11 protein-coding genes are annotated in these 12,192 nt (G+C 31.8%); 5 read left to right on the top strand and 6 right to left on the bottom strand.

What is annotated here, in order from left to right; all coding sequences use genetic code 11:
- The first annotated feature begins 12 nt into the window (after positions 1 to 12).
- From QM746_RS15280 to QM746_RS15295, 4 genes are all read left to right on the top strand, one after another.
- Positions 13 to 750: an ABC transporter ATP-binding protein gene (locus QM746_RS15280; RefSeq protein WP_414985007.1), complete on the top strand. Its 738-nt coding sequence runs from the start codon at positions 13 to 15 to the stop codon at positions 748 to 750.
- Positions 751 to 881: 131 nt separating this feature from the next.
- A complete protein-coding gene (locus QM746_RS15285; protein ID WP_414985008.1) occupies positions 882 to 2,099 on the top strand; it encodes an ABC transporter permease in 1,218 nt (405 codons plus the stop codon).
- A 141-nt stretch (positions 2,100 to 2,240) separates the two neighbouring features.
- Positions 2,241 to 3,266 (top strand): sensor histidine kinase, encoded by a 1,026-nt coding sequence (locus QM746_RS15290; protein ID WP_414985009.1) that lies wholly within the window; start codon positions 2,241 to 2,243, stop codon positions 3,264 to 3,266.
- A gap of 19 nt (positions 3,267 to 3,285) precedes the next feature.
- Positions 3,286 to 4,017: a LytR/AlgR family response regulator transcription factor gene (locus QM746_RS15295; RefSeq protein WP_414985010.1), complete on the top strand. Its 732-nt coding sequence runs from the start codon at positions 3,286 to 3,288 to the stop codon at positions 4,015 to 4,017.
- A gap of 3 nt (positions 4,018 to 4,020) precedes the next feature.
- On the opposite strand, the gene QM746_RS15300 is transcribed toward QM746_RS15295, so the two are convergent.
- The 6 genes from QM746_RS15300 to QM746_RS15325 form a co-directional block, all read right to left on the bottom strand.
- A complete protein-coding gene (locus QM746_RS15300; protein ID WP_414985011.1) occupies positions 4,021 to 4,458 on the bottom strand; it encodes a hypothetical protein in 438 nt (145 codons plus the stop codon).
- A gap of 61 nt (positions 4,459 to 4,519) precedes the next feature.
- The gene (locus tag QM746_RS15305) at positions 4,520 to 5,116 is read right to left on the bottom strand and encodes a transposase (RefSeq protein WP_414985012.1); all 597 of its coding nucleotides are present in this window, start codon (positions 5,114 to 5,116) and stop codon (positions 4,520 to 4,522) included.
- 94 nt (positions 5,117 to 5,210) lie between these two features.
- Positions 5,211 to 6,557 (bottom strand): alpha-amylase family glycosyl hydrolase, encoded by a 1,347-nt coding sequence (locus tag QM746_RS15310; protein WP_414985013.1) that lies wholly within the window; start codon positions 6,555 to 6,557, stop codon positions 5,211 to 5,213.
- A 107-nt stretch (positions 6,558 to 6,664) separates the two neighbouring features.
- Positions 6,665 to 7,240, bottom strand: coding sequence for an IS1096 element passenger TnpR family protein (locus QM746_RS15315; RefSeq protein ID WP_374361393.1), 576 nt, complete (start codon positions 7,238 to 7,240; stop codon positions 6,665 to 6,667).
- A gap of 190 nt (positions 7,241 to 7,430) precedes the next feature.
- The gene (locus tag QM746_RS15320) at positions 7,431 to 8,480 is read right to left on the bottom strand and encodes a sensor histidine kinase (protein WP_414985014.1); all 1,050 of its coding nucleotides are present in this window, start codon (positions 8,478 to 8,480) and stop codon (positions 7,431 to 7,433) included.
- Between the two features lie 16 nt (positions 8,481 to 8,496).
- The gene (locus QM746_RS15325) at positions 8,497 to 9,177 is read right to left on the bottom strand and encodes a response regulator transcription factor (protein WP_374361398.1); all 681 of its coding nucleotides are present in this window, start codon (positions 9,175 to 9,177) and stop codon (positions 8,497 to 8,499) included.
- A 181-nt stretch (positions 9,178 to 9,358) separates the two neighbouring features.
- On the opposite strand from QM746_RS15325, the gene QM746_RS15330 reads away from it, so the two are divergent.
- The gene (locus QM746_RS15330; protein WP_414985015.1) at positions 9,359 to 12,157 is read left to right on the top strand and encodes a TonB-dependent receptor domain-containing protein; all 2,799 of its coding nucleotides are present in this window, start codon (positions 9,359 to 9,361) and stop codon (positions 12,155 to 12,157) included.
- Positions 12,158 to 12,192: the final 35 nt, after the last annotated feature.

Genomic DNA, 12,192 nt, shown 5'->3' on the forward strand with positions numbered 1-12,192 from the left:
AAGGTTAAAACAATGAAACCAATCATAAAAATAGAAAACCTCAAAAGAGAATTTGTAATGGGAGAAGAAATTGTTCACGCTCTCAGAGGTATTGATTTGAATATTAACGAAGGAGAGTTTGTAACCATTATGGGAACCAGTGGCTCTGGAAAATCTACTTTGCTTAACATCTTGGGCTGTCTAGACAAACCAACATCTGGAATCTACGAATTAGACGGTGTTTCGGTAAAAGATTTAAACAAAAATCAACTTGCCGAAATTAGAAATACAAAAATTGGCTTCATTTTTCAATCTTATAACCTCTTGGCAAGAACTTCAGCTTTAGAAAATGTAGAATTGCCATTACTATACAATCCTAATATTTCATCTGAAGAAAGAAGAGAAAGAGCCTTAATTGCCTTAAAACAAGTAGGTTTAGAGAGCCGAATGCACCACATTCCGAGCCAACTTTCTGGCGGACAGCAACAAAGAGTTGCCATTGCAAGGTCTCTTGTAAACCACCCAATCATTTTATTGGCAGACGAAGCTACAGGAAATCTAGACACCAGAACTTCCTATGAAGTAATGAATCTTTTTCAGGAATTAAATAGCCAAGGAATTACCATTGGTTTTGTAACTCACGAAGAAGACATCGCAAAATTTAGCAAAAGAACGGTAGTACTGAGAGACGGAAACATAAAAGAAGACCACTTGGTTACAGATAGACTTATAGCTTTGGATGAATTAAAAAAACTACCAGCTGTAAATTAAAATATCAAAAAACCAACTCACAAAATAGTTTATTATATGTTTAGATGACCCAAATGCAAATCTGAAGAAAAGAAAAACATGACGAAAGATTTCGGGTTTGCAATGGGTTTTAAAACTTAATTATCACAATTATGAATTTTTCAAATTTAATAAAAATAGCATGGAAGGCTATTCTTCTCAATAAAACCAGAGCCATGCTTACCATGCTCGGAATTATAATTGGAGTAGCTTCTGTTATCGCAATGCTGGCAATAGGCGAAGGCTCTAAAGAAAGTATCAAAAAAAATATTTCTAGCATGGGAGCCAACCTTATCACTATTCGTCCTGGTGCTGGGATGATGGGAGGAGTTCGTTCAGACCCTTCTTCTATGCAAACCTTAACGCTTAATGATTATAAAACTCTTAAAACACAAACTCATTATATAAAAAATATATCGCCAATGGTAAACGGGAGCGGACAAAGTATTGCAGGTTCTAACAACTGGCCTACAACTATTTATGGAGCTTCACCAGAATATCTTAGCATTAGAGATTGGAGTGTAGAAAAAGGCTCTATGTTTACCGAAGACGATATAGAATCTTATGCAAAAGTGGCTGTAATAGGAAAAACAGTTCAAGAAAATCTCTTCCCAAACGAAGATCCAATTGGGAAAATGATTAGATTCAAAAATATTCCTTTTAAAGTAATTGGAATTTTGAAAGAAAAAGGAGAAAACACTTTCGGGCAAGACCAAGACGACATTATTATTGCTCCTTACACTGCTGTTCAAAAAAGAATTTTGGCTCAGAAATATCTACAATCTATTGTTGCTTCTTCTATTAGCGAAGACGATTCTGAAGCTGCCGTAAATGAAATCACCACAATTATGGAAAAACAGCACAACATAAAAGAAGGAGACGATAACGATTTTAATGTATCTTCTCAGCAAGAAATTATTTCCACATTTAGTTCAACCAGCGAAATGTTAACCGTACTTTTGGTAGCTATTGCAAGTATATCTTTAATTGTTGGAGGTATCGGGATTATGAACATTATGTACGTTTCGGTGAAAGAAAGAACCAAAGAAATTGGTCTGAGAATGGCAATTGGAGCAAAAGGAAAAGACATTCTGCTTCAGTTTTTAATAGAATCTGTTTTAATAAGTATCACAGGTGGAATTTTGGGCGTTTTTATAGGATTAGGAGCCACCTTTGCCATCAAACAATTTGCAGGTTGGCCAGTTAGCATTACCATGTCTTCCATTGTTATTTCTTTTGCAGTTTGTACCATTACTGGCGTATTTTTCGGGTGGTATCCTGCGAGAAAAGCGGCTCAATCTGACCCAATTAACGCTTTGAGATACGAATAAAACCAAAACATTTTTTAAATTATTTAGGAGAAATGATAGAAAAATTGATAAATTCACTTCTTCAAAGCTTTCACAAATCCTCATTTTTTAAAGGATTGAGTAAATTTAAATTCTAAAAATAGTATTAGCTTTAAAAAATTTATGATTAAATTCAAAAATAGAAATCCAGAATTCAGCCTACATCTTTTGATTTGGCTGGTTTTGTTTTTTCTTCCTGCGGCATTTTCTTATGGCTCAGAAATAGATTGGGGCAATATTTTCAAACATTTTTGGCTTCAACTCATCTTCTTAGCGGTAGTATTTTATATCAATTATTTGTTCTTAGTACATTGGCTTTTTGGAGAAAAAAAAATATCATTTTTCATAATCAATGCAATTTTATTGGCAGCATTAATTTATCTAAAAGGAGAAATTTTTGTTTTATTTGATTCTGACAGACCAAAAATGCTTGGCAAAAAACCACCAGAAGGGATACGCTATTTCTTCGATTTTTTAATCTACCTAATTCCTGTTGCTTTTTCAATTGCCATTAATGCTAGTAAAAAAATGCGTAAAGCCGAAGAAATGAAAATTGAAGCCGATAACATAAAACTTCAATCTGAATTACAACATTTAAAGTACCAACTTCAGCCACATTTTTTCTTTAATGCTCTAAATAACATTTATTCTCTGGTAGATTTTGCTCCAGAAAAAGCAAAACAAAGCATCCACAGTTTAAGCAAATTAATGAGACATTTGCTTCAAAAATCTGATGTGGAGAAAATAAGTCTTGCCGAAGAAATAGATTTTTTGAACAAATATATAGACCTTATGTCTCTTCGATTAAACGAAAGCACAAAAGTATATACCAATTTCCCTACAAAAGTGCACAACATCTATATTGCTCCATTACTTTTTATTTCTATTGTAGAAAATGCCTTCAAACACGGAGTTTCTGCCACCAAACCTTCAGATATTTGCTTTAAAATGGAAGTAATAGAAAAAAATATTTTCTTCACTACTTCTAACTCAAATTTTCCTAAAAATGAAGACGATAGAAGTGGCTCTGGAATTGGTGTAGATAATTTGAGAAAAAGACTGCAACTTTTATATCCCGAAAAACACGAATTTAATACTTATCTAAATAATGGAATGTATATTGTAGAAATGAAACTAGAAACCGAATAATATAAAAACATCTAAACTTATGAAAAAAATAACCTGTCTAATTGCTGATGACGAACCAATGGCTCTAAGTCTAATTGAAAGTTATGTGCTGAAAACACCTTTTCTGGAACTGAAAGCTAAATGCAATAGCGCAATTAAGGCAATGGAATTTTTGGAAACCGATTCTGATATTGATTTATTTTTTCTAGATATTCAAATGCCAGATTTAACAGGGCTTGAATTCTCCAGATTATTACCTGCAAAAAGCAAAGTTGTTTTCACTACTGCTTTTGACCAATATGCAATTGAAGGATACAAAGTAAATGCGCTAGACTATCTTTTAAAACCTTTTGATTATAACGAATTTCTAAATGCAGCTCAAAAAGCACGCAATCACTTTGAAACAAACAGCACTCAAAATGCTGAAAATCAACAAAATAATAAAAATTCAGATTTCATTTTTGTAAAATCCGAATACCGACAAATCAAAATTAATTTCAATGAAATTCTTTATATTGAAGGACTGAAAGATTATATAAAAATCTATACTTCTAGTCATCCAAGACCAATTTTAACTTTAATGAGTCTTAAAAAATTAGAAGAAGAACTGCCTTCGGAGCAGTTTATGAGAGTGCATCGTTCTTATATTATTTCATTAGAAAAAATTGAAGCCATCGAAAGAAATCATGTAGTAATAAAAGACGGTTTTATTACCATCGCTCCCAATTACAAAGATATTTTGATGGAATACATCAAAGGGAAAAGCATCTAATTATTACAAAATATTTGTAATAGTTTGTGGTGAATTATTAATTAAAAAAACGTCTCCCACTTTTTTAGCATTCATGGCTTTTGCTAAAGGAGATTCTGTAGAAATTACAAAGACTTTTTCTTGATTAAAAAGAATTTCGCCTAAAGAAATCGCAATAAAAAACTTACCTTTATTTGTTTCTACCCAACTTCCCAAACTTACAACTTTGTGAGGATTTGGATTGATGTTTTTAAGAATTTTTTGAGACTTTAGATGCTCATTCAGTTGAATTTGCAAATTATTAATCTCTTGCTGAAGCATTTCTCTGGAAGTTTCATATTTATCTCCCATAGAACTTTTGGTATCATTATTTGAAGCTCTGGTTTCGGCAATCAATTGTTCTAATTTCAGAATTTTTTCTGAAACTTTTTGTTGAATGATTTCTAAAAGTTCTGATTTCATTTGAAAATGTGGTTTTTGGACTACCCTTTTTGCGTTTGAAACGCAGAAAGGGTTTGTTAGATTAATCAAAAAAAGAATTTAAAAAATTATAATTTCTGTGACACCAAATAAAATTCTCTATGTCATCAAAAATTTCTATAACTTCTTTTCTCTTTAAACTCGTTTTTGAATTGGATAAATGAGCATTATAAGAACTCCATTTGTAATCTTCAAGTTTTTCAACTAAATTATGCTTTAATGGATTGTTGTTGATATAAAGAATTACTTGTCTCAAATAATTTTCATCCGTAATTTCTTTTCTCTCAAACCGTTTTTCAAAAAGGCTACCCGTTCTTCCAAATTTCTTATTGATTGCTTGAGAATATGCATTTAAAAAATGAGAAAACTGTCTCGAAGCTGAAACTTCTATAGGCTTATCTACTGTAGAATATTTTAATTTCTGAAAATCTATTTCCTTTTTTTCTTTAATTCTTACTAAAAAATGAAAATGGTTTTGTAACAAACAATAGGCATAAATATCAGCAACAGGATGTATATATTTCTTTAAAAGTTTAAGAAAATATCTATAATTTTCTTCTTCAAAGAAAATTTTTTCGCTATTATTTCCTCTGTTGAAAATATGATACAAACATCCTTCTTCTATTGCTTGAATTTCCATATTCAAATATAAAATTATTTTTATAAAAACAACAAACCCTTTCTGCGTTTCAAACGCAAAAAAGGTAAGGAATTCTAATCACTCTTCTTTATTTTTATTTCTCAAAAACAATATGTTCCCACTTATACATTTCGATAGTTGGTTTGGTATCAAAATCTGTGGTAAGACCAGAGAAAAGGCTTTTGTATTTTCCTTTTACGGCATCATCTAAAATTTGCAATTTCAAATGTTGTGTGTCTGATAAATTTAGGATAACCAAAACCTCATCATCTCCATTTTTTCTAAGATAACCCAAGACTTTATCTGGTGCATTGGTTTGCAAAATCTTGGTAGTAGCATTAGCGTCGCCACCTCTTAAAGCTGGATTTTCAGATTTTAATTGGTACAATTTTTTGTAAAATTCTTCTAATTTGTAAGAACCATTCCAAGGAATTGGGTCTTTTTCGAAGAATTCTAACCTTTTATTCAAAAGAGGCAATTCTTGTCCAGAATACATCAACGGAACACCATCCCAAGTTGCAGAAAACACAGCCAAAGGCTTTGCCATTTCACCATATTTTTCATATTCTGTTCCATTCCAAGAATTTTCGTCGTGATTGCTGGTAAACCAAGCTCTCATGCTATTTCCACCAATTGCAGAGTATTTGGCCAATAAATCTGTAAGTTCTGTAAGAGGCAATTTCTTTTTGTAGAAATCTTCGGTTTTGTGCATCCAAGACCAAGAATAAGAAGCATCAAAGACTTTCCCATAATCAGGATTTTCTAATTCGTCAAATTCTCCTAAAAAGAAAAGAGGTTTTATTTTTTCTACTTCTGGACGTGCTTGTTGCCAAAAATCTACTTCAACCCAACTCGCCAAATCGCAACGGAAACCATCAATATTGGTTTCTTCAACCCAATATTTCATGGCATCAATCATGGCAAGTCTCATTTCTGGATTTTTATAATCTAATTCGATAATATCATCCATCCCAGAAGCTCTGTGGAAACTTCCATCTGCATCATGTACATAATATTCTGGATGAGTTTTTGTCCAAACATGGTCCCAACCTGTATGATTTGCTACCCAATCTATAATTACTTTGAAACCCATTTTGTGAGCTTCGTTCACTAAATTTTTAAAATCTTCTAAATTCCCGAATTCTGGATTGATAGAGGTATAATCTTGCGCTGCATAAGGACTTCCCAAACTGCCTTTTTTCTCTTTTTGTGCAATAGGAGTAATTGGCATAAACCAAAGCGTTTTAACGCCCATTTCTTTTAATCTGGGTAATTCTTTTTGAAAAGCTTTAAAAGTTCCTTCTTTGGTATATTGTCTTACATTAACTTCGTAAATATTAGTAGTGTGTTTCCAGTCTGTATTCATTGTTTTTTCATTTTTTTGAATTCCGCAAGAGAGGAGTGAAATGCCCAAAATTGCAGATAAAAATAGCTTTTTCATTGTTAGAAATTTTAGCGAAGCAAATGTAATAAATTGAAACTAAAGACCATAAAAAATCCGGAAAGTTTTTCTCCGGATTGTATATGAATAAAGTCAATTATTTAAAATTAATCTTCGTCTGCTTCGTCTACGAAATCGTCTGCATAGCCATCTTCTTCTTCCTCATCATCTCCGAACTCGTCATCAAAATCATCTTTGAATTCGCCATCTATATCACCAAAATCTTCATCCATAAATGCTGCTGGCATTGCAGCAGATTTACCAGAACCTCCAGATTTGCTTGGAGCTTTCAAAGGTACATTACCGAATCTGAAAACAGTGATAGGATAATTTACGGCAGGTTTTTCTTCTATTATTTCTACTAATTCGCAGAAAAATTCCCAAAGGTCTATTAAACCATATTGAAACTGAATTTTGTCTCCTGCTTTTTGGAAGGCTTCCATAAGGTAAACATCCGACATGATTTCTCCGTCTCCATCATCACTCATATCTTCTAATGGAACAGATTTTACTTCAACGCCTTGCTCATCCAAAATAGTAAACATAGAGAGATCTTCTCCCTGTAAACTGAATGCGCTCTTAATTCCTAAATGTAAATTCCAAAGTGTTTGCTTTTCTTTGATTTCTATATCTCTGAAAATACTGTCTTTAGAATCTAAAATTACTCTGATCTTATAAACCATATTTTACTTTTTACTAAACCTTTTGAGTTAATCTTTTTATCTAAGTATTTTTTATTGATTTGGTATTAATTTCGGGAACAAAGATAAAACAAAAGAAATATGAGTTTTTAAAAAAATTCAATTTTTATTAAAGAAAGTTTTTCTTAAATTCCCAGCGATTTTATGATGCCAATATACAAAAAATTTAAAATCACAATGCTTTTTCTAAAGAAAATGTAAAGGTAGTGCCTTCTAGGTAAGTACTTTCTACGGTAATATTTTGCTTGTGAGCTTCCATAATGTGTTTTACGATAGCCAAACCAAGCCCAGAACCGCCATCTTTTCGGTTTCTACTGGTTTCTACACGATAAAATCTCTCGAAAATTCTTGGTAAAGCTTCTGGTTTTATGCCCATTCCATTATCAGAAATGGTAACGGTGGCATGTGTTTTATTGGTGGTGGTTTTTACTTTAATAGTAGCTTCCTCTCTATTACTATAATGTATTGCGTTAGAAATCAAATTGATAAGAACCTGAGAAATTTTTTGTTTGTCTGCATTTACAAAAACTGGCAAAGGTGAAAGCAATATTAGCTTCGCTGTTTTATTTTGAGCTTCCATTTCTAAAAGTTCAAAAATTTCTTTTATGAGTTGATTGACATCAAATTTTGAATATCTAAGAGAAATTTCACCAGATTCTAACTGGCTAATCATGTCTAAATCTTTAACAATATTGAGCAATCTTTCTACAGAAATACCAATTCTATCTAGATATTTATCTCTGATATTCAAATTTTCTACGGCTCCATCTTTTAGAGTTTCTATATAACCTTGTATGGAAAAAAGTGGTGTTTTGAGTTCGTGAGAAACATTACCGAGATATTCTTTTCTATAATCTTCCATCTCCTTCATCATGTCGATTTCGGAGACATTTTTTTGAATCATTTCTCCTAATTCTTTAAAATTTACAGCATCTTCTTCTTGAATCATGTTATCTGGAAGAATATTAGATATTTTTTTAATCTGCGTTTTACTGTAAGATTTAAATAAGAATTCTATTACAAAATAATTAATAAAGAATATAAAAATTAAACTTATAAATAGGTAAAAATAGAAGTGAGAATTGGTATCTGAAACCGTTTCTTGGGCATAATTAAAAAGTACTACTATGGAAACCATAGCAGTAGTAAGTATAAGAGCCGCTACAATAGAAAGCAGATGGTTCTTAACTAAAATTGAAGCACCAAAAAAAGAAATTTTCATCTAAAGAAAATAATTTTTAAACAGTAAGTTTATAACCAATACCTTTAAGTGTTTGAATAGAATTGTCTCCTAATTTTTCTCTAAGCCTTCTAATGTGTACATCAATAGTTCTCTCTCCTACAATTACATCATTGCCCCAAACTTTGTCTAAAATCTCTTCTCTTTTAAAAACTTTTTGGGTATTAGAAGCCAAAAGATAAAGCAAATCAAATTCTTTTTTCGGCAACAAAAGATTTTCTCCGGCTTTTGTAACTTTAAAATTATCTTTATCAATAATTAAATCTCCTAATTCTAAAACTTTAGATTGGCTTTCGGAAACTTGTGTGCTTAGTTGTAATAAAGCATTAACCTTAGAAATAAGAACTTTTGGTTTTATAATTTTCACAATATAATCATTAGCACCAGCATCGTAACCTGCTAATTGAGAAAATTCTTCGGCTCTTGCCGAGAGAAAAACAATAAGAGTTTTTTGCAAATCTTTTATTTGTCTCATTTCTTGGCATGTTTCTATGCCATCTTTTTCGGGCATCATTACGTCTAAAAGAATTAAATCTGGGATAATTTCTTTAGCTTTTGCAATACCTTCGTTACCGTTATTAGCGGTAAAAACTTTGTAGCCTTCTTTTTCTAAGTTATATGATAGGATTTCTAGAATATCCTGCTCATCATCTACTAAAAGAATTTTTTTGTCTTTCATCTAAACTATTTAACCTTTCAAAATTAATAAAAAAACCATTGCATTGTTATGAAAAATTAAATTTTACAATTAATTAATATAAAATCATTTTTCTTAAAATTTATTTAAAAATTATTTAAAAAATCCTAAACCATCCAAAACGCTAAATGGTTATTTCTTTGCGCCAAAATTAATTGTAAAAATGAATAAGACTATTCGTAAGAGTATTTTAACAATTACTCTTTTTTCGGGAGGATTCCTTTTTTCGCAGACACACGTTTTGGAAGGAAGAGTTCTGGATGAAAAAGATAACTCACCAATGCAAGGTGTAACGGTAAAAGTAAATGATAAAGAAACGAAAACTGATGCATCTGGTTATTATGTAATAACGCTAGATCCAGGAAAAAATTATTCTGTAAATGTAATTTACAAAGGATATAACAAAAAAGAGATTAGCGATGTAGAAATAAAATCAGCAGAAAACACCAATCTGGATATTTTATTAACAAAAATTGAAGCAAAAGGAAAAGATAAAGAAATAGAAGGCGTTGTGCTAAGATCTAGCGCTAAAAAAGAAACTATTGCTTCTACTATTGGGCTACAAAAAAACATGGGCGTTGTGTCTCAGGTAATAGGAATTGAAGCCATCAAAAAAAGTCCAGATAAAAATACGGGAGAAGTACTAAAAAGAGTTTCTGGTGTAAGTTTATTAGAAGGGAAATATATTGTAGTGAGAGGTCTTTCGGATAGGTATAACCAAGCTATGCTTAACGGAATTCAGCTTTCTAGTACCGAGCCAGACAAAAAAACGTTCTCGTTTGATTTATTCCCTGCAAGTGTAATTGAAACATTGGTAATTAATAAAACTTTTATCCCAGAATATACTGGAGAATGGGGAGGCGGATTAATACAAGTAAATACGAAAGACATCCCAAACACTAAATTTTTTAATGCTCAAATAGGAGTTGGTGGTAATTCTAACACCATAGGAAAAGATTTCTACACCAGTAAAGGTGGCAAATTAGATTTTCTAGGTCTAGAAGATGGTTACAGAAAACTACCTGCTGGTTTCCCTTCGAAAAATGCTTTCAGTTTGCTTTCTGACACCGAAAAAACAGATTTTGGCAAACAATATGTTAAAAATTTCGGTTACAATAATAACGGTTATCCAGAAAATGTAAACTTACAATTAGATGGCGGATTTAATACAAAATTCTTAGGAAAAGACCTTGGTGTAATTGCTGTTTTAAACTATAGCAACAGCAAAAGAACTACCAATTCTGACAACAGATTCTTCACCATCAACGGAGAACAAGCTGATGTGAATTTCGATTATAAAACTTCAAAATACAACAATGATGTGATTCTTGGTGGTTTATTAAATTTAACTTTAAAATTTAATGACAACAACAAAATTTCCCTTAAAAACATCATTACCAACAATACCAACAATCACGTTTCTATACGTACAGGAAAAGATTTTGAATTCGACCCTGTAAACGGAACAAATATCATTGCAAGAGAAGTTGGATACAAACAAACTATTTTCTATAATTCTACACTTACAGGTAACCATAAGTTGAATGCACTTGGTGGCCTTAATGTAAACTGGTACGGAAGTTTCGGTATATTAGACCAATACATTCCTCAGCTTCAGCGTTTGCAATACAATCAATATCCAAACTTAACAGGAAGCCCATATTTAGCTCTAATTTCTAATGGTCTTTCTCAAAAATCTGGGAGTTTCTTCTACTCTACTCTAAGCGATTATCTTTACAATGCTGGAGGCGATGTTTCTAAATCTTTTGAACTTTTCGGGCAAAAACAAACCATCAAAGGTGGTTATTTGTTCCAAGTGAAAGACAGAATTTACAACTCAAGACCTTTTGCTGTACAATTAGAAGGATTTAATCAAAATCTACTTTCACAGCCTTTCGAAACCATTTTCAACCAAGAAAACTTCGGAACAAGTGGAAACTTATTTACATTCGACGAAATTGCGGGTAAACAATACCGATATATTGCCAATACCATTCTAAATGCAGGATATTTACAATTCGACAATAACATTACTTCTTGGTTAAGAGCAGTTTGGGGATTGAGAGTTGAAAACTTCGACCAAGTAGTTGGAAGCACTAAAAAAAGCGACGAAAGATACGTTCACAGTGCCGTTACAGATTACTTGCCTGCTTTGAACCTTACTTTTAAATTAAACGACAAAATGAACCTTCGTTTAGCTGGTTCGCAAACTGTAGTAAGACCAGAATTTAGAGAATTATCACCACTTGCTTACTATGATTTTGATTTGGGAGCTACGGTAATTGGTAATAAAGAATTACAAAGAACTAAACTTACAAGTGCAGACATAAGATGGGAATTCTACCCAAAAAGTGGCGAAATCTTCTCAGTTGCTGGTTTCTACAAAAACTTCAAAAATCCTATCGAATTATACTTTAATCAATCTGGAGCTGGTACAAGTAACACCTTCAATTATCTAAATGCTGATAAAGCAGATGCTTATGGATTAGAATTCGAATTTAGAAAAAAATTAGATTTTGTATCGTTACTTCAAAACTTTACAATGGCTGGTAACTTGGCATTAATTGACAATAAAGTAAAAGACGAAGCTACAAACGTAAACAGACCAATGCAAGGACAATCTCCTTATACATTAAATCTATCATTACAATATGATTCTCAAAAATCTGGTTTCTCTTCTACTGTTCTTTTCAATATTATCGGAAGAAGGATTTTATATGTAGGAAACGAGCAAGTACCTCCAATCTGGGAAGCTCCAAGACCTTTATTAGATTATCAAATTGCTAAAAAAATCTGGAAAAACAAAGGTGAAATTAAACTTAACATTTCAGACATCCTAAACCAAAGAGCAAAATACTATCACGATCTTAATGATAATAAAAAGTATGACGCAAAAGACGCTTTGGCGATTAGCAGACTTACCGGAACTAACTTTAGCTTAACATTAGGATATAACTTTTAACAAAAACATTTTTAGAAATAATTAAAATTTTATAA

The sequence above is a fragment of the Cloacibacterium sp. genome, assembly GCF_047601505.1.
In the GTDB taxonomy this organism is placed as follows: Bacteria; Bacteroidota; Bacteroidia; order Flavobacteriales; family Weeksellaceae; genus Cloacibacterium.